This window comes from Paenibacillus sp. CB74, assembly GCF_055687625.1.
The window spans coordinates 2,898,630-2,925,164 of record NZ_CM146009.1 but is presented as its reverse complement, the minus strand read 5'-3'; the positions used below and the strand labels follow the sequence as shown (position 1 = coordinate 2,925,164).

General features: G+C 47.6%; 23 protein-coding genes. 17 read left to right on the top strand and 6 right to left on the bottom strand.

The features are described from left to right. The first annotated feature begins 115 nt into the window (after nt 1-115). From ACX9NY_RS12910 to ACX9NY_RS12860, 11 genes are all read left to right on the top strand, one after another. Nucleotides 116-1,210, top strand: a complete 1,095-nt coding sequence (locus ACX9NY_RS12910) for a cobalamin B12-binding domain-containing protein (protein WP_472478759.1) — start codon at nt 116-118, stop codon at nt 1,208-1,210. 15 nt (nt 1,211-1,225) lie between these two features. Then, entirely contained in the window at nt 1,226-2,935 is a 1,710-nt protein-coding gene (locus ACX9NY_RS12905; protein ID WP_342573329.1) for an ATP-binding protein, read from the top strand. Between the two features lie 36 nt (nt 2,936-2,971). Beyond that, the gene (locus tag ACX9NY_RS12900; RefSeq protein ID WP_342572544.1) at nt 2,972-3,934 is read left to right on the top strand and encodes an alpha/beta hydrolase; all 963 of its coding nucleotides are present in this window, start codon (nt 2,972-2,974) and stop codon (nt 3,932-3,934) included. A gap of 58 nt (nt 3,935-3,992) precedes the next feature. Next, nucleotides 3,993-4,343, top strand: a complete 351-nt coding sequence (locus tag ACX9NY_RS12895; protein WP_339241450.1) for a hypothetical protein — start codon at nt 3,993-3,995, stop codon at nt 4,341-4,343. Nucleotides 4,344-4,360: 17 nt separating this feature from the next. After that, nucleotides 4,361-5,074 carry a class I SAM-dependent methyltransferase gene (locus ACX9NY_RS12890; RefSeq protein WP_342572545.1) on the top strand — a complete coding sequence of 238 codons (714 nt, stop codon included), beginning with the start codon at nt 4,361-4,363 and terminating at the stop codon, nt 5,072-5,074. Between the two features lie 67 nt (nt 5,075-5,141). Further along, nucleotides 5,142-5,306: a hypothetical protein gene (locus ACX9NY_RS12885; protein ID WP_339241455.1), complete on the top strand. Its 165-nt coding sequence runs from the start codon at nt 5,142-5,144 to the stop codon at nt 5,304-5,306. A 183-nt stretch (nt 5,307-5,489) separates the two neighbouring features. Beyond that, the gene (locus tag ACX9NY_RS12880) at nt 5,490-5,927 is read left to right on the top strand and encodes a GNAT family N-acetyltransferase (protein ID WP_339241456.1); all 438 of its coding nucleotides are present in this window, start codon (nt 5,490-5,492) and stop codon (nt 5,925-5,927) included. A 215-nt stretch (nt 5,928-6,142) separates the two neighbouring features. Beyond that, the gene (locus tag ACX9NY_RS12875) at nt 6,143-6,601 is read left to right on the top strand and encodes a MarR family winged helix-turn-helix transcriptional regulator (RefSeq protein ID WP_339241458.1); all 459 of its coding nucleotides are present in this window, start codon (nt 6,143-6,145) and stop codon (nt 6,599-6,601) included. Then, nucleotides 6,598-9,765, top strand: a complete 3,168-nt coding sequence (locus ACX9NY_RS12870; RefSeq protein WP_472478756.1) for an MMPL family transporter — start codon at nt 6,598-6,600, stop codon at nt 9,763-9,765. The genes ACX9NY_RS12875 and ACX9NY_RS12870 overlap by 4 nt, the downstream gene beginning before the upstream one ends. Before the next feature lie 210 nt (nt 9,766-9,975). Beyond that, complete coding sequence (locus ACX9NY_RS12865; RefSeq protein ID WP_339241461.1) at nt 9,976-10,602, top strand: GDSL-type esterase/lipase family protein; 627 nt, start codon at nt 9,976-9,978, stop codon at nt 10,600-10,602. 92 nt (nt 10,603-10,694) lie between these two features. Then, the gene (locus ACX9NY_RS12860; protein WP_472478754.1) at nt 10,695-11,720 is read left to right on the top strand and encodes a phosphotransferase; all 1,026 of its coding nucleotides are present in this window, start codon (nt 10,695-10,697) and stop codon (nt 11,718-11,720) included. Nucleotides 11,721-11,868: 148 nt separating this feature from the next. On the opposite strand, the gene ACX9NY_RS12855 is transcribed toward ACX9NY_RS12860, so the two are convergent. From ACX9NY_RS12855 to ACX9NY_RS12845, 3 genes are all read right to left on the bottom strand, one after another. After that, a complete protein-coding gene (locus tag ACX9NY_RS12855; protein WP_472478752.1) occupies nt 11,869-12,546 on the bottom strand; it encodes a tetratricopeptide repeat protein in 678 nt (225 codons plus the stop codon). Nucleotides 12,547-12,560: 14 nt separating this feature from the next. Next, nucleotides 12,561-14,549, bottom strand: a complete 1,989-nt coding sequence (locus ACX9NY_RS12850; RefSeq protein WP_472478750.1) for a GTP-binding protein — start codon at nt 14,547-14,549, stop codon at nt 12,561-12,563. Between the two features lie 141 nt (nt 14,550-14,690). After that, nucleotides 14,691-15,566 (bottom strand): AraC family transcriptional regulator, encoded by an 876-nt coding sequence (locus tag ACX9NY_RS12845; RefSeq protein WP_339260367.1) that lies wholly within the window; start codon nt 15,564-15,566, stop codon nt 14,691-14,693. Nucleotides 15,567-15,758: 192 nt separating this feature from the next. Here ACX9NY_RS12845 and ACX9NY_RS12840 point away from each other — a divergent pair, with 192 nt between their 5' ends. Together ACX9NY_RS12840 and ACX9NY_RS12835 are read left to right on the top strand one after the other, a co-directional pair. After that, on the top strand, nt 15,759-17,276 hold the full coding sequence (locus ACX9NY_RS12840; RefSeq protein WP_472478748.1) for a tagaturonate reductase: 1,518 nt from the start codon (nt 15,759-15,761) through the stop codon (nt 17,274-17,276). Beyond that, nucleotides 17,273-18,787, top strand: a complete 1,515-nt coding sequence (locus ACX9NY_RS12835; protein WP_472478746.1) for a UxaA family hydrolase — start codon at nt 17,273-17,275, stop codon at nt 18,785-18,787. Before ACX9NY_RS12840 ends, ACX9NY_RS12835 begins: the two co-directional genes overlap by 4 nt. A gap of 102 nt (nt 18,788-18,889) precedes the next feature. On the opposite strand, the gene ACX9NY_RS12830 is transcribed toward ACX9NY_RS12835, so the two are convergent. The 3 genes from ACX9NY_RS12830 to ACX9NY_RS12820 form a co-directional block, all read right to left on the bottom strand. Further along, nucleotides 18,890-19,576: an AlkZ-related protein gene (locus tag ACX9NY_RS12830; protein ID WP_339241475.1), complete on the bottom strand. Its 687-nt coding sequence runs from the start codon at nt 19,574-19,576 to the stop codon at nt 18,890-18,892. 38 nt (nt 19,577-19,614) lie between these two features. Beyond that, nucleotides 19,615-20,568: a helix-turn-helix transcriptional regulator gene (locus ACX9NY_RS12825; protein ID WP_339241478.1), complete on the bottom strand. Its 954-nt coding sequence runs from the start codon at nt 20,566-20,568 to the stop codon at nt 19,615-19,617. A 440-nt stretch (nt 20,569-21,008) separates the two neighbouring features. After that, entirely contained in the window at nt 21,009-23,036 is a 2,028-nt protein-coding gene (locus ACX9NY_RS12820) for a beta-galactosidase (protein ID WP_339241480.1), read from the bottom strand. A gap of 128 nt (nt 23,037-23,164) precedes the next feature. Here ACX9NY_RS12820 and ACX9NY_RS12815 point away from each other — a divergent pair, with 128 nt between their 5' ends. The 4 genes from ACX9NY_RS12815 (at nt 23,165) to ACX9NY_RS12800 (ending at nt 26,527) form a co-directional block, all read left to right on the top strand. Further along, nucleotides 23,165-23,998: an AraC family ligand binding domain-containing protein gene (locus tag ACX9NY_RS12815; protein ID WP_472478743.1), complete on the top strand. Its 834-nt coding sequence runs from the start codon at nt 23,165-23,167 to the stop codon at nt 23,996-23,998. A gap of 144 nt (nt 23,999-24,142) precedes the next feature. Then, nucleotides 24,143-24,931 carry an alpha/beta hydrolase gene (locus tag ACX9NY_RS12810; protein WP_339241484.1) on the top strand — a complete coding sequence of 263 codons (789 nt, stop codon included), beginning with the start codon at nt 24,143-24,145 and terminating at the stop codon, nt 24,929-24,931. Between the two features lie 36 nt (nt 24,932-24,967). Beyond that, entirely contained in the window at nt 24,968-25,630 is a 663-nt protein-coding gene (locus ACX9NY_RS12805; protein ID WP_472478741.1) for an SGNH/GDSL hydrolase family protein, read from the top strand. Nucleotides 25,631-25,645: 15 nt separating this feature from the next. Further along, nucleotides 25,646-26,527: an SMP-30/gluconolactonase/LRE family protein gene (locus tag ACX9NY_RS12800; protein WP_472478739.1), complete on the top strand. Its 882-nt coding sequence runs from the start codon at nt 25,646-25,648 to the stop codon at nt 26,525-26,527. The last annotated feature ends 8 nt before the right edge of the window (nt 26,528-26,535 follow it).

Here is a 26,535-nt window from a genome sequence, read left to right as displayed (position 1 = left end):
GGTTGGATCTAATAGAAGAACCTATCCCGATTGCAAGTTAGCTAACATTGATCTCATTCTGGATACGTCACGAATGATGATGGAGATGTGATGCGGGTAGAGGAGGGGTGCATCTATGAGTTATCAAGAAGCAGGAGAACGTTTACTCCAGGAATCGGGAAACTTAGCGGATAAAATAACGGAGAAACAGTATCTTAGACAGCCCGATTTACTTGAGCGATTTGGTGAGAACGGAAAAATGCGAACCAAACAGGATTCTCAGTATAGCTTGAACTATTTGGCAGAAAGTGCGCTCTTACAGAGTCCAGGCCTGTTTACTCATTATATTGCCTGGCTGAAAGTTCTACTTGAAGGTTACAAGGTATCACAAGAAGACCTGGCGATTAATCTCAACCTGATTAAAGAGGCATTGGAAGAAGAATTTGACCATTCGTCAAAGGCACTTCTGCTCGATTATCTGGAGATGGGAATATATAGAACAACACAAATGGAGTCACAGGCGGGTTATATTAACGAATCCATGCCATATGGAGATGCTGCGCAATCATACTTGCAGTGTTTACTTGAGAATAAACGGAAAGAAGCCTTCGAGATCATTGAAGCTCAGTTAGAAGCTGGGGTGACGATTCGTGATATTTATCGATATATTTTTCAGCCTACCCAATATGAAGTCGGACGATTGTGGCAGAATCATCAGATCAGTGTGGGGCAAGAGCACTTTTGTACGGCAGCGACCCAATCATTCATCTCACGTCTCTATTCTCGCTGGTTGACTCATGCGGGTGAGGGTAAAAGGCTGGTTGCCACCTGTGTAGGCAGTGAACAACATGAGATCGGACTGCGTATGCTCACAGATGTGTTCGAGATGGAAGGCTGGGATACGCACTATCTGGGAGCCAATGTTCCTAATGGAAGTGTAGTCGAGGCTATAGAGCGCCATCAGGGTGATGTTGTTGCGATTTCAGTTACGATGACGTATCACCTTCATCTGGCCAAAGAATTGATTCAACTGATTCGTCATCATCCGGCAACGGCACATGTGAAGATTATGGTCGGGGGATATCCTTTTAACATTGATCAGGATTTGTGGAAAACGATAGGTGCCGACGGTTATGCTCCGGGAGCCGATGAGGCAGTTGCGGTTGCAGAACAATTATTGGCTCAGCCAGCTACATGCAATCATCTGGATCTGGATATGGTTAGGGATTAGGAGAGGGATGATGTGATGTCTACTGAGAACGGAGAGATACAGAGGCTGCGCAGAACGATTGAGCAGTTATCGGATCAGATGATTCGGAGCAAAGAGCAAGAGGAACGGATACTCGCGGAGTTCTCGGATATGAATAATGAACTGGTAACACTCCAGCGTCTGCTTGCGAAGAACAATAATAGTCTTGAGGCTGCACGTCAGCAAGCAGTAGATGCAGGGGAATCCAAAAACGCATTTATTGCAGGCATCAGTCATGATTTTCGCACGCCATTAAATGGCATATTGGGGATGGCTGAGATGCTTAAGCTGTCCCCCTTGTCTGAAGAACAGGAGACTTCGGTTTCCGTTATACAGGATGCTGCCAAACTGCTACTTAAGTTGATTCAGGATCTTCTGGATCTATCCAAACTTGAGGCGGGTCAGATGCGGCTTGAACGGGGAGAAGTGGATCTGCAAGAGACGATAAATTATATTGTTCGTTTGCTTGAACCCCAAGTCAGAAAGAACGGCAATCGGTTATCAGTAGACTGTGACCCTGGCATCTCCAATCTTCTTGAAGGGGATTCAACGAGGATTACGCAGATATTGATCAATCTCATTCAAAATGCGAACAAATTCACATCAGAAGGCTCTGTACAGATACGAGTCACTCTTAGTAAGGATGATGTGAACAAGCAAATCATTCGATTTGAAGTTGAAGATACAGGGATTGGTATTTCGGAAGAAGATCAGACCCAGTTATTTCAACCCTATGTGCAGACAGAACGAGGACGCTCGAGAGAGTATGAAGGGACAGGACTCGGATTATCCATTTGCAGATCACTCGTTATTCTAATGGAAGGTGAGATTGGAGTAGAGAGTCAGGAGGGTGAAGGATCAACATTCTGGTTCGAACTTGCACTTGGCAAAAAACACGTTAATCAGGCCGTGAATGAGTCTGCTACTTCCACTCCAGAGTATCAGAGGGAGGCTATGCATGATGAAACTGCTTCTGTATCCGTATTACTGGCCGATGATAATGTCATCAACCGGCAGCTTGTTATGCTGCAGCTCAAAAAGCTGGGAATAACCCAAGTGGATTCTGTAGTGAATGGGGAAGAGGCCGTTGCAGCTTTTCACAGCAAAACATACAGTTTGATTCTCATGGATTATATGATGCCATTAATGGATGGTTTGGAAGCAACACGCCAAATCCGCTCCATAGAAATGGATGAAATGCGCCATCCCACACCCATCATTGCAATGACAGGTAATGTTATGCAGGGAGAGAAAGACAAGTGTATGGAAGCCGGGATGAACGACTTTATTGGCAAACCCTTCACGCTGGAAGTGCTGAGTAAGATGATCCAGAAGTGGCAGCAATCCTCCGAAGCGACAGAGGTACTGAATATGAGCATCGTGCATGAGATTGCGGAATTAAACACCGATGGCGATCGCACACTCCTTGGCATGTTGTTGGATATGTATCGTACCGAAACACCTGGCAAAATTGAGGTGCTGCGCAGAAATATTGTGTCTGGCGACCATGTTGCTGCTACTGAAATAGCCCATGATCTGAAATCAGGGAGTCTGAGTCTGGGGATTCGTTATTTATCAACTTTGTTTGCCCAGATAGAGCAGTTCGCGAAGGAAGGTCAATCACGAAAAGCAGAACCTTTGCTGGATGCTTTGTTACCTGCCTACCAAGCTGCCTGTGCGTCACTGCAACGAGTAAGTAAAGATTGATGATATCTCAATAAGGAAAGAGGGTAGGACCCGTTCATGATATTCTACGTACTTGCAGTAATGGTACTGATCCTTCTTGCTCTTCTGTGGACAGGTGGACTTTATTTTTTCAAAACCGCCATTCGTCGTACGCCAAAAACGTTTTTGGTGGATAATCCGAATCTGATGCCTGAGCCGGATAATGAAATCATCAGCAGTGCTTCTGACCTGAAGTGGCTGGATGCTCAGCCTACAGAAGAGGTAATTCTTCAATCGTATGATGGACTACAACTGCATGGTACATGGCTTAGTTCCAATAAGGGGTCAAATCAGACCGTGATTCTGGCACATGGTTATTCGGGGAAAGGCAGAGAAATGGCTGGTTTTGCCCGATTTTATGCGGAAAAGCATGGGTATAATGTGTTAATGCCGGATGATCGGGGTCATGGCCGGAGCGAAGGTGACATCATCGGTTTTGGGTGGTTAGATCGTAAGGATTATGTACAGTGGAGCAACTGGGTGCTTGAAAAATTGGGTACAAAAGGGGAAATCATATTGCACGGTATTTCCATGGGAGGAGCAACCGTACTGATGACAGGTGGTGAAACCCTGCCGGCTCAGGTTAAAGCGATTGTGTCTGATTGTGCATATACATCTGTGGAAGAAGAACTGACGTTCCAGTTAAAGCAACTATACAAGCTGCCTGCATTTCCGTTCATACCTGTCACAAGTCTGATCTCCCGGTGGAAAGCAGGGTATTCCTTCAAAGAGGCTTCTGCGCTCAAGCAACTTGCCAAAGTTAACGTTCCCGTGTTGTTCATTCATGGGGAGGCGGATACGTTTGTACCAACGGAAATGGTGTACAGGTTGTACGAAGCTTGCCCAACCGAAAAGGAATTGCTGACCGTCCCCCGTGCGGGTCATGGCACAGCGTTTCAAGTTGATCGCACCGGATATGAGGCGGCACTGGAATCCTTTATGAAGAACCATCTGTCGCATCCAGCATCGGTAATCCATTGATTTCTTATATTGTATTATGGGTATTCATGGATAGGACAGATGTGGAAGGGGGCGGAAGATGGCACGCACACAAAGGAAATGTTCTTACTGCCATGAAGGAATGGCAGAAGATGAGTTTAAGTGCAAATCTTGCGGTAATCTGGTTGCCACAAAAACGGCAATGCCTGAACAACCTTATATGACTGAATATGAAGAATCGGTATTGGATCGTTATTCCATCGTTTTGCTTGTACTGATTACACTTTTTCTCGCTCCGGTGGCTATTTCCATAGGTGGAGTCATGTTGTTTAACGACAGTTCATACAAGAGAGATACGGGTAAATTACTTGTAACGGCTGGATTGGTCATCATGTTCATTTTTTCAATCCTTTTATTCGCTGGTACCGGGACATTGACGTTTAATTTCTAAACTATGGGGGTGTCTTAATGGGAAATGAACAATTTGAGGCTGCACGAAAAGCAGAGGCAGGTTATCATTCTAACTTCTATGAGAATAATGAATTATTCGCCTCGGGTACTTGGATGTCCAGGCCAATGCCTATGGTTATGGATATGCTGGAACGTATCCTCGCTCACAAGGAGGAACTGCGTGTCCTTGATCTGGGATGCGGAGTAGGAAGGCATACGATACCCATTGCACAGCGTCTTGCACAGACGAACAGTGAAGTCATCGGTGTGGATTTGCTGGACGAGGCTATAGATGGACTTCGCAAGTATGCGAAAGAATATAAGGTGGATCATCTCGTGCAAGCTGTAAAAGCAGACGTTGAGCATTATGCCATCGAGAAGGATCATTTTGACTTTATAGCTGCTTGTTCTTGTCTGGAACATGTATCGAATAAACTAGCATTCAAAGAAGCGCTAGAGCGGTTACAAGCAGGAACTCGAACAGGTGGCATTCATTGTATTACGATGAGTACCAATGTGGAGGAGAAAGAAATGAACTCAGGCCGTGATGTCGAGCCGTTAATTGAATTGAACCTGCCCACAGCCGAGGCTATTGCTATACTTGAGGAGGCTTATAAAGGCTGGAATATTCTGCTTAAAGAACATGTCACACAGACGATTGAAGAGGATAAGTATGATGAACCGACACAATTTCGTTGTGAACTGCTACGTTTCGCTGTGCAAAAGCAATAAATTCTCTGCCGGGACCTGATTAAAGCCCCGGCACTCTTATTGTTCTGTTGGGAGGGAGAAGTTAGGGATGAATACATACGTAATTGGGATGGATGGAGGAGGGAGCCACACCCGTGTGGCTGTCGCCGATCAGAACGGAAGGTTGTTATCCTATGTGCAAAAGGGAGGTTGCAATCGTTATCACGATATCCATGCCGAGCAACATGTGTTGGAAGGTATCGCGAGTATGTGATCCGCTGCCGATAAGGCTGTTGGAGGCGCACTGTTGGATGCATATCATTTGGCGCAGATCAACGTTTCGGATAACATCTCGACTGTGCTTCAATCGGAACTGAATCATTATACGACTTGAACTTTGCGAGGCTAACGACTACAATACGATAACGGAAACAAGCAAGGTATAGGAGGAATAAGGGTGTTAATTAATTTGAAATCACGCATAGAAGAACCGGTAGTACAGGAGCTGTTATCTTACTCAGTCTTTCCTGATCCGGATCATCTGAAACGTGCGTTGAAACAATATGTAGAGAATGACGAACTGTATCTGGCCGGATATGAAGCAGAGGAGCAATTGATCGGTCTGATCGGTTATGAGCATACAGGCTCCAGCGAGATTACCATCCACCATATTGCCGTTCTGCCGGAGAACCGCCTCAAAAATTATGGTCGCGGCATGATTTCACAGCTGCTGGAGAAATACAATCCTGACACTTTGATTGCAGAGACGGATCTGGAGGCCCTGGAGTTTTACCGGAATACGGGATTCATCGTATATAGTCTGGGCGAGCTTTATCCAGGTGTGGAGCGGTTCCGTTGTGTACTTGAAAAAGAGGAAGATACAGACGAAGAATAACGCAGAAGTGTTCTACTACTTTATAAAATAAATAGAGCATACGCATTACAGGATGTTGGATTTGGCAATTAGCTGAGTCGGACGTCCTGTTTTTTTATTGTTCTCATCAAAAAAAGCAGGAGTAAAGTATTGCTTTTCAATATAGTTTCATTATAGAATAGTTTCACAGGAGAATAGTTCGTTAAGTGAACTATATTGCGAAAGGAGAATGATGAATGAACAGACCGGATGCTGGAAGTTTGGTTAATCGCTATTTGGATGCTTCTTTCTTGGTAACCAAACGGTTTGATACCCAGATACGTGAACGTGTAGGGCAGATTTTGACGATGGATCAGTTCTGTTCCCTTCGACTTATTAATGAGAAGCAGACTTGTACGCCCTCTGATCTGGCAGAACTATTATGCATAGGCAAGAGCAGTATTACTGCTCTGGTCAACAAGCTGGTGGATCGTGATCTGGTCGATCGTGCAGGGGATGAACGTGACCGCAGGGTCGTATATTTAACTCTGACGGACAACGGGCGACAGGTGTACAGGGAGACAGAACAGGAAATACAGCAGATTCTGGAGCCGTATCTGGTTCATTTTACACCGGAAGAGGTTCGGATTTTCATTGAATCTTTTGAGAAGCTGGCAGCTTTGCTAACGCATGAAGGAGGACAGGAGAACGAATGAGAGCGATACTGAAAGCAAGATGGTGGTTAATGGGGCTATGGGTGGTTGTAGCTGCCGTATTGATGTTTACCGCCCCTAACATGAGTGAGTTAATCCGGGAGAAGGGACAGTTTTCGGTTCCTGAAGGGTATTCTTCCACCCAGGCTGCAAAGATTCTGAATGAAGCTGCGGCACAAAAAGGAGAACAGCAGGGCAGCCAAATTGCTCTTGTATTTTATAATCCCGATGGTCTGGGTACCACGGGGAAACAAGAGGCAGAGAAGGCTGTTAAACAATTGGAGGCCGACAAAGAGAAGCTGGGCATTCTGTCCATTCTGGAACCTTTCTCTCAGCCTGAATTGTCCGAGAAGATGATCTCGGCTGATGGCAAAACGATATTAACGTCGCTATCTATTGATCAGGGAGATCGTACAGTCAAGGAAATGCGGGAAGACCTGAATGAAACATTGAAGTCCGTCAATGTGGAGCACTACATAACCGGTAAAGGTCTGATTGACGAGGATACCATTGAAAGTTCCCAAGAGGGGCTCAAGAAGTCGGAATATATTACCGTTGTCTTTATTTTACTCATTCTGTTCCTGGTGTTCCGTTCGTTTGTAGCTCCGTTTGTACCGCTGCTGACGGTGGGGATCAGTTACATTGTATCGCAACAGATTGTTGCATTCCTCGTGGATGGGGTCGACTTCCCGATATCAACGTTTACACAGATCTTTATGGTCGCCGTTATGTTCGGGATTGGTACGGATTATTGCATCCTGTTAATCAGTCGGTTCAAGGAAGAACTGGCTCATCATGAAAATACGTGGGACGCCATCATTGCTACCTATCGTACTGCGGGTAAAACGGTACTCTTCTCAGCACTGGCCGTGCTGGTTGGATTCATTGCGATCGGCTTTGCCCAGTTTATGTTGTATCGTTCTGCAGTTGCCGTAGCTGTGGGTATTGCCGTAATGATGCTCGCCTTGGTGACGATCGTTCCCTTCTTCATGGCGGTATTAGGCAAGAAGTTATTCTGGCCGTCGAAGGGTTCGCTTGAACATGCGGAGAGCAAGATCTATGGTGTAGCTGGCCGCTTCTCACTGAAACGTCCATGGGCTGCGCTGCTCATCGTTGCGGCTGTCTGTGTGCCTTTATTGGCAACCTACGATGGCAAACTGTCGTTCAACAGTCTCGATGAGATTGGGGAGAAATATGATTCCGTAAAAGCATTCAACATTATCTCCGACAGCTTCGGTCCGGGTGAATCGCTGCCGGGTCAGATCGTCATTCAGAACGATGAAGCGATGGATAATGCGAAGTATATGGCTGTAGCCGAGAAAATTAGCCGTGAAGTAGAGAAAGTGGCCGGAGTCTCTGGTGTCCGCAGTATGACACGACCTACGGGTGATGAGATCAAAGATTTTGAAGTTACACAGCAAGTGGGAACATTATCGGATGGACTGGGAGAAGGCAAGACGGGTCTGGACAAAATCCGTGATGGTCTGAGTGAAGCCAGCAGTCAGCTAAGTAAAAATGAACCCCAATTAAAAGAAGCTGCTGATGGGGCAGGAAAACTTACCCAAGGGACCTCGCAGTTGCAATCGGGTATCACGCAACTCAGTGAGGGACTTGGGCAGATTGAAAAAGGTATTCGAGATGGTTCCGCAGGTGCCGGTGAATTAAAAGCCGGGCTTCAGCAAGCCAAAACGAGTGCAGATCAACTTGCGCAGGCGAATAATCAGTTACTTGAAGCCTATCGTCAGGCGGGAGCTGGTGTCGCTGCACTGGGGGAAGGAACTCGTGAACTGGAGCAACAACTAAGCGGGGTTTCAACAGCTTTGACCAGTCTCTCCGAATCCTTCACAGCACTTGAAGAGCGATATCCTGAATTACAGCAAGATGCTGATTACCAGCGTATCAAAGGCACGATTGGTGAAACCGGTTCTGGTACAGCGCAGCTCGCTCAAGGTTTGGGTCAGATTCAGACCAAGCTGGGAGAAGCCGCTGCTGGAATTAATCAGGCCAATGAAGGTTTTGCCTCCGCAGCAGCCGGACAGAAGGCTCTTGCTGATGGTCTGGGCCAAATTGTAACGGGAATCAGTCAGTTACAATCCGGTCTTAAACAGGCTGCTGATGGTCAGGGGAAAGTCATTAGTGAGATTCCTTCCATCCAGGATGGACTTGGCCAGCTTCAGGGTGGTCAGGAGAAAATGCAGCAAGGTTTCACGGATCTGAGTGGTCAGCTGACACAACTGACAGATGGACTGAACCAAAGTGTCGATGGCATCAAACAGGTTTCAGGAGGATTGGATTCGGCACAGGATTATCTGACGCAATTGCAAAATTCACCGGATTCGGATCTGGCAGGCTGGTACGTTCCTGAAGAAGCTCTGAACAGCAAAGACTTCAAACAGGTATTTGATACGTATCTTTCCGAAGATCGAAAAACGATGACGATTGATGTTATTTTTGCAGAGAATCCATACGGCACAGAAGCTATTGACCGTGTGCCTGACATTGAAGCGGCAGTACATCGTGCGGTACAAGGCAGTACGCTTGAAAAAGCAGACATAGCTATAGGTGGCGTGACGAGTACATTTGCAGATTTGCAGGAGATCTCGAATAATGACTATACACGTACTGTCATGCTGATGCTGGCGGGTACATTCATTATTCTGGTCGTGCTGCTTCGCTCGGTCATTATGCCATTGTATCTAATCGTTTCCTTATTACTGGCTTATTTCACATCAATGGCGTTAACCGAAGTGGTCTTTGTTAATATCCTTGGATTCGCAGGCATCAGCTGGGTTACTCCGTTCTTCGGATTTGTCATGCTGATTGCACTCGGTGTGGATTATAGCATCTTCCTGATGGATCGTTTCAATGAGAACAAAGCCATGAAAGTACAGGATGCCATATTGTACGCGATGAAAAACATGGGAACCGTTATTCTATCTGCAGCGGTCATTCTGAGCGGAACTTTTGCTGCGATGTATCCATCCGGTGTTCTCTCAATGATGCAGATCGCTACAGTAGTTCTTAGCGGGCTGATCCTGTACTCTCTGCTCTTCCTGCCATTCTTCGTGCCAGTGATGGTGAAGATGTTTGGCCGGGCGAACTGGTGGCCGTTCCCTAACAAGAAACAGGCGGATTCCGTTGAGTCGGATCGGACCATAGGCATGTAATATAATGCATTGCAATGAATGGATTAGGCTCTGCCGTGTTATGCGGCAGGGCTTTTTCTTTTTTTACCTCTACAGAAGAACAAGGGTCTTGTACAGCAAAAGAAAGGTGCTTGCCTAAGGACACCATCCCGCGCCTTGTCTTGCCACTCATCATAAGATATAGAGCAGTTCATTATTGTTCAGGAATTCACAGCAGAGAGGGGCGACGGGATGGTATATCGATATGTTGCTATAGGAGATTCATTAACGGTCGGTACAGGAGCGTTGCTGGGCACCGGCTTTGTTCCTTTATATCGGCGAATGGCAGAAATGAATGTTCGTACATTTGTATCCATGGAAAATATGGGCGTAAATGGACTGACGTCTGGGGGGATGTTGCAGATGATCTCTTCGCATCCCCGCGTACGGCAATCGCTGAGTGAGGCGGATATCATTACATTATCCATTGGCGGGAATGATCTGATTCGTACCTTTAAATCAAGTGGCGGCATACCCAATGCCAGTAAAATGACACAGGTGCTTGGAGAAACCCGCAGTAATGTATCCCAGATCATGAGGCACATTCGGCAGTTAAAGGGCAATAGTGAGTATATGGTCCGATCTATCGGATTGTACAACCCGTATCCACAAGCGACGGAAGCAGCCTACTGGGTGCGCCAATATAATTCATTTTTGAATGGAGCGGGATCGGGCAACTATGCGTGTGCTCAGGTTTATGACAAGTTCGAAGGTCGTGAGCGTGAGCTGTTGTTCTGGGACAGAGTGCATCCCAATGCGAGAGGCTATCGTGTTATTGCAGAGCAGCTTAATCGAACCGGATATTATCCGTTCTCATGATCACGTTGGAACAGAACTAGACCGAGCGATGGACTTCCTTTAAGATAAATAAAAGACCGTTCCATTTTGAGAGATAAAGGGGTTAATTTTTGGTGCAAAATATCGAATCCGGTTCCCTCCATCATTCAGAGCAGCAGCGTATATCCGAAGTGTTGGCCTCCTATGGTTTCACATCGGACTGGATAGGTGAGCGTGGAAAAGGTGGGATGAATAATTCTACCTACATGCTCCATATAGACGGGACGAGTTACGTAATGAGACAATATGAAACACATAATGATCCGATGAAAATCACCTTTGAACACGAGGTGCTGGAAGCCCTCCAGCGTTCGAACTTTAAGCTTCATACACCTTCACCTGTAAGGCGGTTATCTGGCGAGGGGGATACCTTTCTTCCTGTAAAAGATACCCTCACAGGTCATACCAAAATTGCGACGCTGTTTCATTATCGGGAAGGTGTCAATCCCATCTGGCATAAGCCAGACCAATTATTTGGACTCGGTAAAGCGGCGGGGGCCCTGTCTTCTGTTATGGCAACGCTGGATATACCACTTGAACCTGTGTATCCACCGTACTACCAAATTCAGGATGCGTATCCGCTCTGTTCACCAGAACGATTATTACAACTATGCGCATCGCCGCCAGAGGCATTAATCGCATGTGCGCATGAGCTGAAGCAACTGGGAGATGCGCTGCCAGATCTGTTTGAAGCCCTGCGGGGAATGGAACAGTTGCCGCATCAATTGGTCCATGGGGACGTCAATGCCTCGAATGTTTTGTCAGATCAGCAAGATGGTGAAATCTGTGCCATTTTGGATTTTGAATTTGCGACATGGGATTTGCGGGTCATGGAGTTAGCTGTTCCGATGTCTGACCTTCTGACTATGGACAAGAGTGAAGATTGGATGTGGCAGGCACAAGAGGGACTGATCAGGGGATTTCGGGAACAGGTCAGCCTTGAACCGGAAGAGTTGTTAGCCATTCCTCGATTAATTCTGCTGCGCAGTCTGGATGTGGTCTGCATTTCATCAGTCGGATGTTCGAGGGCACAGATGAGCCTGAAGTGGCTGTGGATCAGATTAAGAAGCTCAAACAGCGGATGGACTGGATGCGTTTGAATGAAGAACGCCTGCGTGAGATTTTGGTATATTAATATCATTTTTATGAAAAAAGTGCACTGTTTCTGCTCATACGAGGGCAGAGATCAGTGCACTTTTATTAGTTAGAAGAGTGATATCTGAAGATTACATCGGATAACGGATGACACTACAATCCACGTTTGCGGAACCAACTGCGGACAGCCCAGCGGCGCTCCTGACGTTTCTTGTATTTGGGCAACGAACGATATACGTTCAACGATTGCTCGTAAGCCTGCTTCGCATCTGCATTACGTCCAAGGGAACGATGGACCGAGCCGAGCAGATAATACGCTTCACTGGAAGAGGAATGAATCTCCTGAAATTGATGTACATAATCCAGCGCTTTATCCTCATGTGTATCTTTGAAGGCACCGGCAAGGGTTAAGTACGGGCGTCCGTACTTGACTCTTGGGTTGATCTCAAGGGCTTTTAAAATGTGACGTTCTCCCGTTTCGATGTTGCCCAGGTGAAGCTCAGTGGTTCCCAGTGCCTCCCAATATTCGGCGGATTGTTCGTATGGGCGCTCCAGTTCAAGCAATAAGGCATGTGCTTCAGTGTAACGTTTGCGCTCAATTAACAGGCGAGCCAGTTCCAGCTTGGAAGACACTTCATTGGGACTCATGGCAAGCTGTTGGCGAAGCCGGGAGATGTTACGCAAACGCTTGAGAGGTCTGGTAAAGCTTGGGAATACCCCAACGTATCTACGATCCAGGAAATACAGGATAACGAGTAAAATGAGGATGGCAATGAACGGATTACCTACAATCCGCCATAGAAGGCCAAAGATAAGAAATTTAATAAGCACAGGTTCAACTCCAATTATGATGTAATCGCATTTCGTACACTTAAAATATATTTCGATTGGTCCAACGGATTAACTCCTCTGCGTTTGCGAGCAGGGTTCACATCCGCAGGACAATCCTGGTATCCGGCAAATGAAGTGGTAAGCACTCCGCGTCCGCCAGTCTCGGAACGCAGCTTCACCGGATAATCCATTGACGTTGCAAGAGGCATAAGTCCTTCAATAATACAGCGTCCACTACCGATGACAGGGGCTTCGAAGGTTGCCCGCATATGTACCAGATCGCTGAGGGCCTTACCGCCATATTCCTCCGGGACCGTTAGTCGGAACTGAAGAAGGGGTTCCAGCAACGTGGTACCTGTTCTCGCTAATCCATCCATGATTCCCATAGGCGTGGCTACGACAAAATCCAGCGGATGGGTATGCCAGACATGATGTTCTCCCTCCACCAGCGTGATACGCAGGTCAGTTACTTCCCAACCGAGCATACCTTGAGACAAGGCTTCGGGAATCCGCCGTTCAACTTCATTCTGATAACGTAACAGCAGATCATCGGTCCTTACGGTTGAGGCATAGATCAGACCGCTTCCGCGAGGCAAAGGTTCAATCCTGAAGCGCAGGATGGCCCAGCAGGGCTTGGGCATCGTATAAGCGATGTAACCTTCCCCGGCTGCACGAGGCGTTTCCTTATAGATAACGGATGGTGGATCGAACACAACATCCAAACCGAAACGGCTTCGTAACAGGCTGGATAAAATCTCAAGCTGAATGGTTCCCATGACCTTGAGATGCAGCTCTCGTTCCTCCGGCAACCATTGCAGGTCAAGTAAGGGGTCTTCATCCGTCAACTCTTGCAATGCTGCGACAAGATCGGGGTAACGTGCCGGGTCCTTGCCATGCACTTGTACGGTCAACAAAGGCACAGCCATCTGTGGCAAAGGAGGCACACCCTCGGGACTGCCAATAATGTCCCCCACATGTGTATCACTCAGTCCGAACAGTGCTGCAATCTGCCCTGCGTGAACGCTACCTGTATCGGCCCATTTCCGTCCATCCATACGGCGAATCTGCGTCACTTTCTCTTCAAGTTCCCGCGTCGAATTATGAATGGTATCCCGGTTGTGGAGACTGCCACCATACATGCGAACGTAGGCCGTGCGTCCCATCGTGCGGTCACGTTCAATCTTGAACACAACACCCGATACGGGGGAATCCACAGGTTGTGCAGGTGGAGGCAGAAATGCAAGGACAGTGTCTAGCAATGCCGTGACACCGATTCCTTTGCCGGAGGCACCATAACACACAGGGAACATCTCACCCTGATGCACATACCGCAAGAAGGCTTCATTCAGATCCCTTTGGGATAATGGAGTCTCATGAATGTAGGCTTCCATGACCTCTGGGTCCAGTTCAGCGAGTATCTCGACCAGACCTGGGATGGATGGTGTGAGATCTGACAGCGTATCCTGATTATCATTCCATAGGGAGCTGATGCCATGAAATGTATCTTCATGGAATTGATACGTTTGGATTTCGCATGCGAAAGGGGACAGGGTGGAACGAATCTGTTCCATGACTGCTGGGGCAGATGCGCCAATCCGATCCATTTTATTAATATAAATGATGGTTGGGATGCGGAGTGAACGAAGGGCATGCCAGATGGCCTCACTCTGGGCTTGAATTCCCTCTACTGCGGACAGAATGAGTATAGCGCCGTCCATCACCCGAAGTGCTCGCTCGACTTCCGAGCTGAAATCAATATGTCCAGGTGTATCAATGAGGTCAATGATGGTGTTCTTCCAGATTAGAGAGGTCATGGCTGCCTGAACGGATATGCCACGTTCCTTTTCAATGTCCAGTGAGTCTGTGGCGGTTGTTCCTTCATCTACACGTCCCGGACTGCGGACGACACCACTCTCATATAACATATGCTCAGTGGTTGTTGTTTTCCCCGCATCCACATGGGCGAAGATGCCAATATTCCTGCGATTCAATTCGTTTAACATGGACTGCCAAGCTCCTCTGACAACGGAATGCAATATTTCCGACAAGTAATAATCCAGATTATCATACCACATCTACCATATGGAAGAATATGTGGATATATATGATTAAAGCGGGAGAACTACGTTCAGGACGGTTTTAGTTTAACGTGAGCTGTTCATGGCTCTGCGGTAAGCTGCGGGAGTTGTACCAGTCAATTTTTTGAATTGACGATAAAAGTGGGGCAGACTGTCGAACCCGCAAGCATCAGCAACGGCTGCCATCGTCTCATCGCCCTGCACCAGATGTTCTTTCGCCATAATAACTCTTCGGGCTAATGCGTAATCCGTTAGAGTCATGCCCGTGTATCGTTTGAAGGCACGACTGAAGTGGGCTGGTGATACCGCAGCATACTGAGCCAGTTCATTCAGGGATAGGCCATTTCGAAGGTTATCGTCAATATGAGAGATCGTAGAAGAGAGCCATGAGGGTCCCGCAGCGGATTTCCCCGGGTTCGCAGGTCCCGCAGCTTCTAGACGTTCCAGAAAAATGAGCAACAGTTGTAGCCTCAACAGGGCCGCATGTGCGCTTAGATGATGACCGAGCTGAAGTTCGGTCTGTATATCATCAATAAGGGCTGCTACCTGTGATTGCTCTTGTGTACTCAGATGTCTCTTATACACTCGTTGTCTGCGACAACGTTCAAACAGGCTTAACATAGAAGAAGCAGCGCCTCCAGCGGTCGAGGCCAGCAATCCCGGGCTGAAGAACAATGCGGAAGATGTGACAGGATTTCCAGCATCCGGCAAGGCTCGATGAACTGTGCTGCCCGGAATAATGAACAGATCTCCTTCCTGCATATTTTCAAGTCCTGTATCAATAAAGATGCTTCCCTGACCCCGATATACATAGATAATTTCATGCCAGTCATGAAGATGATCCGGCAATTCATTCTGGGGAGATTTGGTGTCGCTGTACACCAGGCGGAACGGGATACCGGATTCTGCCTGAATAGTTGTACGAACAGGTGAACGTTCCATAAAGACTCCTTTCCAGACGATCGTCTTCAACGAGATGTTATACCTGGTCATGAGAGAGTATATTTACCGCAATATAAGCAATTTAATTTCCTTTTATTGATGATACAATGAATTTAAAGCGTTTACAATAAAAGGGTGCAGAGCCTTCGAACTGCATTCCGACAGTACAAATAATCGATGAGGTGAGTGTCCATGTCGGCAAGCACGAAACGGCCAAGGTTGAAGCTGAGTTTACTGGGGAGCGACGGTCAGCGCAAGTGCAAGGAGATTATGGAGCGCCCCGTGAAGGTTTTGCAGATCGGAGAAGGTAATTTCTTGCGGGGATTTGCGGACTGGATGCTTCATGAGAGTGCCAGACAAGGCAAATTCCATGGAAGTGTAGCTGTTACCCAACCACGACCGGGAGGCAAGGCCAAGCTGGAACAGATTCGCGATCAGGATGGATTATATACGATGATTACGAGAGGTCTGTCTCAAGGGAAGCCGGTTGAGCGGACAGAGTTGATCTCCATTTTTTCACAGTGTATCAATCCGTATGAGGAATGGGATGCCTTTCTAAACTTGGCAGAACTGCCTTCACTTGAGTTCGTTATTTCCAATACAACTGAATCAGGATTGAAATATTCGTATGCGGACTATATCGAGGGTGAACCGATTCAATCTTTTCCGGGGAAATTAACGGTGTTTCTGCATCGGCGATATTTGAAATTTGATGGTGACCCATCCAGAGGTTTGATTCATCTGCCATGTGAGCTGCTTGAAGGCAATGGGAATGTGCTGCGCAGTTGTGTCCTCCAGCATAGTGAGGATTATGGGTATTCAGATGGTTTTCGTTCATGGATCGAGAATCATAATCATTTCCTGAACAATCTGGTAGATCGAATTGTGACAGGTGCGCCGACCCGGGAGGAAGCTGATTCCTTGACGAATCGCTGGGGGTATGAGGATCAGTTGATTAATACGGCAGAGCCATATCATTTCTGGGCTATTCAGGGCGATGAATCATTGGACAAAAAACTTCCTCTTAAGCAGGCAGGTCTCAATGTACATTGGGTGAAAGATCTGAAGCCTTTCCAGATACGCAAGGTTCGTATTTTGAATGGGGCACATACCTTAATGTCATCCCTCGGCATTCTGCAAGGCAAGCAGCATGTGAGAGAAACGATGGAAGATCCACATTTTGGCTCATGGATCAGGGAAGCTGTGCATCAGGAGATCGTTCCTGCCCTGGATATGCCCGATCATCAGTTGGACCAGTATGCGGAAGAAGTCTTCGAACGCTTCCTTAACCCGTACATTGATCACAAATTGCAAGATATTGCATTGAATACGATCGGAAAATTCAAGGTTCGTGTGCTACCTACACTGTTGTCTTACGCGCAAAATCAGGGAAGTTGGCCAGTACGTTTAATTGAAGGATTTGCTGGATTATTATGCCTCTATCGTCCTGTGAATACGCCAGAGGGTTACAAGGCACAACGACTGAATGGGGATGACATTCTGTTGCGGGATGACCCCGATGTGCTGGGTGCTTTGGCCGCACACTGGGACGGTTATGACACGCTCAACAGGGATCAGAAGCAACTGGATCACCGGGTAGCGGCTGTGTTGTCGGATACTCTGATCTGGGGCGAAAATCTAGATGCAAGAGAAGGGCTGCGTGCAGCACTTGTTCGTGAAATCGGTTTGTTGGAAGGTGAAGGGAAATGAACACAACAAGTACAATCAATGATTGGATTGCCATTCAACCACAGGATGACGTCATTATAGCGCTTCGGGATTATGCCAAAGGAGAACAGATTACACTGCCAGACGGAGTTTCTTTTAATTTGCTGGATGACGTGCCCAAAGGGCATAAGATTGCTGTTCATACGCTGGCACCGGGTGATGATGTGATGAAGTATGGTTTCTCCATCGGGATTGCGAAAGAGCAGATTAGGCAGGGAAGCTGGATTCATAGTCACAACCTGAAGACGGGTCTGCACGGATTACTTGAATATGAGTACCAACCGGGAGTCCGGATTCAGACGGACATGCCTCCGGAACATCTGCGCTCATTCGATGGATATTTGCGTCCCAATGGTGAAGCAGGTATCCGTAATGAAATCTGGATTGTGAACACGGTTGGATGTATCAATAAAGTGTGTGAAGCTTTGGCACGTATGGGTCAGTCCCAGTTTGGAAGCCGGGTAGATGGTGTATTTCACTTTCCACATCCATTCGGGTGCTCACAGCTTGGCGATGATCTGAAGTATACACAACAGTTGCTGGCCTCTTTGGTGGAGCATCCGAATGCTGGAGGTGTGCTGGTCATCGGGCTGGGCTGTGAGAACAATCAGGTCGATGAATTCCGTGAGTGTATCGCTCCGGAATACAGAGGCAAAGTACGGTTTCTCAAAGCGCAAGAAACGGATGACGAGCTTGAGGAAGGACTTCGACTGATGGAAGAACTTGTGGAGATCGCCGAACATGAACAACGGCAGCCGCTTCCGCTCAGTAAACTCAAGATTGGTTTGAAGTGTGGTGGTTCGGATGGTTTATCCGGAATTACAGCCAATCCGCTGGTCGGTGCGGTTGCTGATATGTTGGTTGCTGCCGGGGGTACGGCTATTCTGACGGAAGTTCCGGAGATGTTTGGTGCGGAGACGATCTTGATGAATCGTGCTGCCAATGAGCAGGTATTTCACGATCTGGTGGACCTCGTGAACGGCTTCAAGCAATATTTTGTGAACCATGGCCAGAATATCTATGAGAATCCTTCACCTGGTAATAAGGCAGGTGGCATTACCACACTCGAGGAAAAGTCACTTGGATGTACGCAAAAGGGAGGGCGTTCTTCAGTCGTTGACGTTCTGCGCTATGGCAAACGTGTAACTCAAACCGGTCTGAATATTGTAGAAGCACCGGGTAATGATTTGGTGTCTGTCACGGCACTGTCTGCGGCAGGTGCACATATCGTGCTCTTCACAACAGGACGGGGCACTCCATTCGGAGGCCCGGTACCTACCGTCAAGATTGCGACTCAATCCGATCTTGCGAATCGAAAAAAACACTGGATCGACTTCAACGCAGGCCAACTGTTGGAGGGGCAGACGATGGATGAGGTCAAAGTACAGCTGTTCAGCCAACTGATTGACATTGCTTCAGGACGGTCTCATACACTCAGTGAGCAGCATGGATTCCGAGAGATTGCCATATTCAAGGATGGCGTGATTCTCTAAATCCATGCTGGATGGAGAGGACTATCGTCTGAGATGCATTATAAGGTAAACCACACAGCCAATTCCGGTTGAAATTTGCACGACAACCGGGATTGGCTTCATTTAGATTCCACGGATGCCCATTGCTTTGGTAATGCTTGATAATGCGGCGGAAGATGCGTGTTGCTGCAGTTGTGTAACCAGCAGCTCACGTGCTTCTTCTACGCTGCCTTCAAATGGTGTAATGCCATGACGTTGCATCCAGTGATCTGCGGTCTCATATGCGGAGCTGTTCCATGCGACTTTGCCTTCAACGAGGCCCTCTTTTTCTTTAGTTCCACTGATCACAATGGCAGCACAGCTCTGAAGGTCCAGTAGCCCGCGGTCAAATGCTTTTTTATCCTCTTTTGCCCCGAAACCGGCTTGTGATCGCAAGGCACGTCCATCGATACCTTCCTGATCTGCAATTAACGCATGGAGTTTGAACGCTTCACGGGAGAGCAACCCTGCTTCATACTGCTCCTGGGCGGTTCTGGAGTCGGAAAGCAGTCGGTGGACCCAAGGGAAGTATTCACGCGATACAAGAAGCGCTTTCTTTTTGACGAATTTTCCATATGCAGCGATGCCTTCTTCAGCCAGGCGTGAACGCCATAACCAGGGATCGCGTTCATCATCCTTGTGCCAATGTTCTTTGGGAGTTAGCGACGATAGAGAAGGGTATTCGGCGAATAGTGGTGCCAAAGGCAGCATTCCTATAGACTGGATGCGTTGTACTGCTTCTTCGTATGTTATAACGGGTTCATATGTCATGATATCAGCAGGCTCCTTTGAAAAGTATGATGAAGCGATTATTGGGTTGAAGCAATATATCTTCGGCTCACTTCCTCGGCATGCTGACGAATCTCGCTCCGGAGTTTGAGGGGCTCGATCACTTCAGCCTCACGTCCCAATCGGTAAAAAAACCGTACGGCCCAGTCCCATTCTCCTGGTGGACAGAGAAATGACAATTCCCAGAGATCTGGGGCAATTTCAATCATTTTTTCACCGATATGCTCGTCCTGTTCGGCTTCAACCATACCCCGATAACTCAGTCGTACTCTAACCAGAGTTGGCGGTTGTTCGGGAGGGATCGGCTTGTTGCGCTGTTGCTCTGCCTGTTCGCTTAACGCCTGTTCTTCCTGTGGCTCGATCGCCTTGACATCCATTATTCGATCGACCCGGAACAGACGCTGTTCACCATGTTCGATGGAATATGCTTCACAATACCAGAAGCCGGAGGAAGCATATACCCGTGTGGGACAGATATGTAGCCATCGCATACGTGATACGGAGCGGTACAGCACACTTAACCATCCTTGTTCAGGTATACAGGCCAGCAATGGATCGAGGTGATGAAGGATGTAATTGCGATCTGGAATGTGATGATGCAGTTGTTTGAGCATGGGATCAATTCGGGCCATGATATCATCTGGAATAATGGCTTTAACTTTGTTCATCAGAGTCCAGCGTTTCTCATGAAAGGGCGTGTCAGCGTAGCGACTCAGACCCTCAAGAGCGAATATGAGCGTCGCTGCCTCTACCGGGTCCAGTTGTAATGGGGGCAATACATAACCTTCCATTAAACTAAAACCACCTCCCGGACCCGAAATGGCAATAATGGGCACATTCATCTCGGAGAGGGACTGAATATCCCGGAGGATTGTACGACGGGAAACTTCGAATTTCTCACCTAATGAGTGTGCCGTTTCGTGACCATGCTGTAGTGCCATTACGATGGCAGCAAGCCGATTTGTTCTGTTCATGTCAGCCACTCCGTTTCGATCTTTGCGCCGCCGGAAAGTGATGTCGTAGTTATACTTACTATTGTAACAACGATTAAGTGACATCATGAGTGTCACCAATATTTCAGCTGTTCATCATTTTATGATAGTTCAGCAACAGGGTTCACAAGCAAGTTCCGGCAGGCATTGTTAAAATGTATGTCTCGTCCAATTCGCTTTGCAATGTGATATTTCCTTCTATTAATTAAACCACAGATCATGCCAAAAACCCGTATCCAGTGTGAACGGATACGGGAAGTAGCAGCTTATAGATTGCAGAAGAGGATAAAGGTATGAAAATTATACCAATATCCTTGCTGAACACAATAACAAGCACAAAAGGAATAAATATGTGACACTTTGTATCACGGGTATTTCTGCCACATGATGTGCTTCCAATGATTCGAATGAAGCGAAATTACTTATTTCATTTCGAGCAATTGCACCCCGCGGGCCTCAATCTCAACATTTTCCGACAGTTCGCGTTGGGTGAGCAGATCATGAGCCTGGGCTGTACCGAGATCATAGGATTGCGTAGTTGCGTTATGGTTCATGACAAACAGGTAAGGTTTGCCGTCTTTGGTACGTGCGCTTACTTCAACACCTTCCGGTGTCTCAAGCAAGGACTCTACATTCTTGGCTGCTGCAAGCTGTCCCAACAAACCATCCAGGAAGCGTTCATCCGGGTCGGATGCAACGTACCAAGCTTCACCTTGGCCAAAGGTATTCCGTGTCACCACAGGCATGCCTTTATAAAAGTCGTCTCCATACTCCGCGATGACTTCGGCTCCTTCACTGTGCAGCAGGTCACACAGCATGCCGCAGCCATATTCTCCTTTGAGATCGCCGTAGGCTTCTTTGAGAACAATGCGATTCTTTTGCTCCGGCAGCAGGGCATCAATCTCCTCCACCCAGATACCGAGCAGTTTACGGAGTTCTCCCGGATATCCACCTGTGGTTACGAGATCGTTCTCATTCACAATGCCACTGAAGAAGGTCGTCAGGAACGTTCCACCTGCTTCAACATACTTCTCCAGTTTGGCGGCAAATCCTGGTTTAACCATGTAAAGGACAGGGGCAAGGACAATGTCGTATTTGCTCATATCCGTATCCACACTGATGATATCTACTTGTATGTTGCGGCGGAAGAAGGCTGCATAATATTTATGGATCTGATCCACATAGTTCAGGGCAACTGTAGGTCCGCTTGATTTTTCAATGGCCCACCAGTTATCCCAGTCGAACACAATCGCTACTTTGGATTCAACAGATGCATCCAACGTGGTGTCACCAAGGATCTGCAATTCCTTGCCGAGCTCAGCGACTTCGCGGAATACACGTGTATTCTCGTGTCCAGCATGTTCGATAACTGCACCATGATACTTCTCACAGGCACCGATGGAGCGGCGAAGCTGGAAGAACATGATGGTATCGGCCCCGTGCGCAACAGATTGATAACTCCACAGACGCATGACACCTGGACGTTTCAGCGAATTATACGGCTGCCAGTTCTGCTGACTTGGTGTTTGTTCCATAAGCATGAACGGTTGACCATCCTTCAATCCGCGCATAAGGTCATGAGCCATGGCCGTGAAGCTGACAGGTGTTGCGAGACCGGGATAGCTGTCCCACGAGACGATATCCATATGTTTTGCCCATTTGAAATAGTCCAATTGCTTGAAGAAGCCCATCAGATTGGTCGTCACAACGGAGTCCGGAATGTGTTTTTTGATCGCATCGTACTCTAACAGATAACAATCCAGCATGCTGTCGGAGTTAAAGCGAGAGTAGTCCAGCGAGATTCCCTGGAATGTTGAATTGTTGTTCCCCCAATGTTCGCTCAGGTTGCTTGGAAGTACAATCTCGTCCCAATCGTAGAAGGTATGCCCCCAGAAATTCGTGTTCCATGCTTGGTTGACCCGTTCCAGAGTCTGATAACGTTCCTTCAGATACACGCGGAATGCTTTCTCACAGTTATCACAGTAACAATCACCGCCATATTCATTGGAGATGTGCCATACGAGAACTGCGGGGTGATCCTTGTATCGTTCGGCCAGTTTATCTGCAATCTTCTCAGCGTATTTGCGATAGGTTGGGCTGTTGGGACAGGAATTATGTCGCCCGCCGAATTTGCGTTTGCGTCCGTCAGCATCTACACGAAGCACGTCTGGATATTTCTTCGCCATCCAGGCCGGATGGGCAGCCGTACTCGTTGCAAGGCATATATAGACACCATTCTCATATAGACGATTAATCAGTTGGTCGAGTTCTTCAAAACGGTAAGTAACTTCATCAGGCTGAATCAATGCCCATGAGAATACGTTGATCGTGGCAATATCAATGCCTGCCAATTGGAACATGCGCAGGTCTTCAAGGTGGGTTTCGTGATCCCACTGTTCCGGGTTATAATCGCCGCCGTAGAACATTTTGGGTAGTTTGCTGCTAATCAATGTGTTCACCTCTTGTATAAGAATAATCCTATACTATATGATACATATGACTTTTAAAATATAATAAAAGTAATGACTCATATAAGAATACGGAAGTCTAATTCAGCTTATACCCAAGGAGGCATCCCATGTTTATCTCACCCCGACATCAACGATATTTCATGACATCACGTGATCAGCCGCTGCCCCTTTATATTGAGAGCCTGGGTTATAACGGCAATCAGGAGAAGGTGTCCAGATCTGCGGGGTATCCCTGTTACCACTGGCTTCAGACCGTGAAGGGAGCCGGAGAATTCAAGTTTGCCGGGTCCACGGTCATATTGGGGGAAGCATCCGGTATTTTGCTGCCGCCGAATGAACCGCATGAATATGTGCGCGCTCAGGGGGAGTGGGAGACACTATACATTACATTTGGCGGTTCGCAGTGTCCGGCAATCATGGAGTCACTTGGTCTGGGTGAAGCGGCATTCCATCAGTGGGAGAAGGGCAGCCCATTTAACAATTACGGCCAGGAGGTACTGGAGTCAATCAGCAGTGATCAAGATTTGTCGGGACTCGAAGCGTCAGCGGATATATATCGATTTCTGATTATGCTCAAAAAACATGGTATGACGGGCAATCGTCATTCCATCTCACATGCCGTGGAGAGATTGGCCCCGCTCATTGCATTCATGGAGCAGCATTATGGGAATCCCGAGATTGGGCTTGAACATATGGCTGCCGTTACGGGGATCTCATCCAGGCATTTGAACACCTTGTTCAAACAGTCTTTTGGCATGACAGCCTATAGTTATTTCATTCTGCTGCGTATTCGCAAAGCCAAGGAAATCATGACAGGTGATACTGCCCTGACGATTAAGGAAACTGCAATTCGGGTTGGCTTTCGGGATTCAAGCCATTTTGTTGCTACTTTTCGCAGGATTGAGGGAGTGACTCCCGAACAGTTCCGTAATTTGTACTAACTTGTGCTCAAATGATTAAAAAGTGATGCCAGGAAGGTATTGATGCATGAGGGTCATTGCCGTTATGATGGTATCGATTCCTGTGATTCGAAAACGTTTAAACGGACACTTAGTATCCGTTCTACTTGGAGAGGATGATTGAAGATGACAACCACGATACCCTTATGGGATCATGCTGCACCTTATGCAGCGCAGGGTCATGAAGACGACATGCCACATTTGATTCCATTTATTCAGCCCGGTTCCGAGAGCGCTGTCATTGTATGCCCTGGTGGTGGCTATGGATTTTTGGCTGATCATGAAGGTGCTCCAATAGCCGAATTGCTGAACCGTGCAGGCATCAGTGCATTTGTCCTGAAATATCGGGTGGCACCTCACCAGCATCCAGCACCGATAACAGATGGTCAGCGTGCCATACGTTATGTTCGTGCGCATGCCGAGCAGTACGGCATCAATCCTGCCAAGATTGCAGTACTTGGTTTCTCCGCAGGAGGACATCTTGCAGCAACACTGGGAACGCTGTATGACGAGGGACAACACGATCATGAGGATCGTATTGAACGCCAGAGTTCACGCCCGGACCGGGTTATTCTCTGTTATCCGGTCATTACGATGGAGTCCTATGGACATGCCGGTTCCCGTGAAAATTTGCTTGGATCTGATGCGTCTGCCGAGCAGATTAAAGCTTTCAGCGCGGAGCAGCAGGTGAGAGCGGATGCTCCTGAAGCGTTCATCTGGCACACCAGTGATGATCAGGCAGTACCTGTAGAGAATAGCTTGCGTTATGCACTGGCATTGGGTGCGCATGGCATTCCTTATGACTTGCATGTTTTTGAAAAGGGCTCACATGGACTTGGATTGGCTGAGGACAACCCCGCCGTTCGGGTATGGTCGGATCTATGCTTGACGTGGCTTAAGAACCAAGGCTGGTAATTATATTAGCGCTTTAGAGCGAAGGAGTAAATGACAATGAAATTGCAGAAAAATGATAAGCTTCTGTTTATCGGAGATTCGATCACGGACTGTGGTCGGGAACATCCTGTAGGCGAAGGAAGTTCAGGTCTGGGCCATGGTTATGTAGCACAAGTCTATGCCCTGTTGCGATCCATCTATCCGGAATTGATGTTGCGTATCCAGAATGTGGGTAATAGTGGGAATACGATTCGTGATCTGAAACAGCGCTGGGATCGTGATGTGCTGGACCTTAAACCGGATTGGCTCACAATCATGATCGGTATTAACGATGTATGGCGTCAGTTTGATAACCCACTCTCAACAGACTCCCATGTGTTTCTTGAAGAATACGAATCCACATTGCGTGAACTGGTGGCTTCGGTTCGTCCCAACCTAAAAGGACTGGTATTGATGACGCCTTATTACCTTGAGGCCAATCCGGAAGATCCGATGCGGGCCACGATGGATATCTACGGAGAAGCGGTACGCAGGGTTGCCAGTGAGTATGATGCGGTGTATGTGGATACACAGGCTGCATTTGCTCCATTTTGGGATCATTTCTATACGTCTGTGCTGACTTATGACCGGGTACATCCGGATGCAACGGGCCATATGGTACTGTCCAAAGCATTTTTGGATGCCATCGGATTCGAATGGTCGGGCGGCGTCAAATCTTAAAAAGGACGTGATGGCATGAGCAATGTAACTATTGCAGTACAAACCCCCGCATTGCTGGGGGAAGGGCCGAGCTGGGATGCGGAGAACAATCGATTATTGTGGGTAGATATTGAAAGTTTCAAGGTGCATGTGTATGATCCGGCTACAGGTCAGGATCAAGCTTATGATGTGGGTGAGCATGTCGGCGCGGTTGTTCCGTATCGGGGTGACGAGGTTGTGGTTGCATTACGCAGTGGGTTTCATACGTTTCACCTGATTACGGGTGAGCTGCATGCCATTGAGGACCCCGAACAAGATAAGGATACCAATCGGTTTAATGATGGCAAGTGTGATGCGAAGGGCCGTTTCTGGGCAGGCACGATGAGCATGAATAATGAAAGCAAAGCCGGATCATTGTATTGTTTGGAGGAAGGACAACCTGTTCGCACGATGGTACAAGGTGTATCTACATCCAACGGTCTGGGTTGGAGTCCGGATCGGAAGACCATGTATTATATTGATACTCCTACACGTTCGATTGACCGGTTTGATTTTGATCTGACAGCAGGTACGATGCAGAATCGGACAAGTGTCATTCATATACCGGAGGAATTCGGTTTTCCGGATGGCATGACGGTTGATGGTGAGGGCATGCTGTGGGTTGCACATTGGGGCGGAGGAAGAATCACTCGCTGGAACCCGGATACATCAGAACTGTTGCAACAGATTGATATACCGGCAGATCAGGTAACCTCCTGCTGTTTTGGCGGACCCGATCTCGAAGAACTGTACATTACAACAGCACGTATAGGGATTAAGGAAGAACGTCTGAAAGCGACGCCGGATGCGGGTTCACTGTTTGTCGTCAGACCGGGAGTTAAAGGTCAGGAGACTCATGCCTATGGTAGCTCGAAATAAACAGGTGC

Coding starts and splice junctions, on each gene's coding strand:
- ACX9NY_RS12810 (WP_339241484.1), top strand. CDS start 24,143: ATGACAACCACGATACCCTTATGGGATCATGCTGCACCTTATGCAGCG.
- ACX9NY_RS12825 (WP_339241478.1), bottom strand. CDS start 20,568: ATGAACAGAACAAATCGGCTTGCTGCCATCGTAATGGCACTACAGCAT.
- ACX9NY_RS12900 (WP_342572544.1), top strand. CDS start 2,972: ATGATATTCTACGTACTTGCAGTAATGGTACTGATCCTTCTTGCTCTT.
- ACX9NY_RS12840 (WP_472478748.1), top strand. CDS start 15,759: ATGTCGGCAAGCACGAAACGGCCAAGGTTGAAGCTGAGTTTACTGGGG.
- ACX9NY_RS12885 (WP_339241455.1), top strand. CDS start 5,142: ATGAATACATACGTAATTGGGATGGATGGAGGAGGGAGCCACACCCGT.
- ACX9NY_RS12865 (WP_339241461.1), top strand. CDS start 9,976: ATGGTATATCGATATGTTGCTATAGGAGATTCATTAACGGTCGGTACA.
- ACX9NY_RS12905 (WP_342573329.1), top strand. CDS start 1,226: ATGTCTACTGAGAACGGAGAGATACAGAGGCTGCGCAGAACGATTGAG.
- ACX9NY_RS12815 (WP_472478743.1), top strand. CDS start 23,165: ATGTTTATCTCACCCCGACATCAACGATATTTCATGACATCACGTGAT.
- ACX9NY_RS12875 (WP_339241458.1), top strand. CDS start 6,143: ATGAACAGACCGGATGCTGGAAGTTTGGTTAATCGCTATTTGGATGCT.
- ACX9NY_RS12895 (WP_339241450.1), top strand. CDS start 3,993: ATGGCACGCACACAAAGGAAATGTTCTTACTGCCATGAAGGAATGGCA.
- ACX9NY_RS12845 (WP_339260367.1), bottom strand. CDS start 15,566: ATGGAACGTTCACCTGTTCGTACAACTATTCAGGCAGAATCCGGTATC.
- ACX9NY_RS12805 (WP_472478741.1), top strand. CDS start 24,968: ATGAAATTGCAGAAAAATGATAAGCTTCTGTTTATCGGAGATTCGATC.
- ACX9NY_RS12910 (WP_472478759.1), top strand. CDS start 116: ATGAGTTATCAAGAAGCAGGAGAACGTTTACTCCAGGAATCGGGAAAC.
- ACX9NY_RS12870 (WP_472478756.1), top strand. CDS start 6,598: ATGAGAGCGATACTGAAAGCAAGATGGTGGTTAATGGGGCTATGGGTG.
- ACX9NY_RS12850 (WP_472478750.1), bottom strand. CDS start 14,549: ATGTTAAACGAATTGAATCGCAGGAATATTGGCATCTTCGCCCATGTG.
- ACX9NY_RS12830 (WP_339241475.1), bottom strand. CDS start 19,576: ATGACATATGAACCCGTTATAACATACGAAGAAGCAGTACAACGCATC.
- ACX9NY_RS12890 (WP_342572545.1), top strand. CDS start 4,361: ATGGGAAATGAACAATTTGAGGCTGCACGAAAAGCAGAGGCAGGTTAT.
- ACX9NY_RS12835 (WP_472478746.1), top strand. CDS start 17,273: ATGAACACAACAAGTACAATCAATGATTGGATTGCCATTCAACCACAG.
- ACX9NY_RS12800 (WP_472478739.1), top strand. CDS start 25,646: ATGAGCAATGTAACTATTGCAGTACAAACCCCCGCATTGCTGGGGGAA.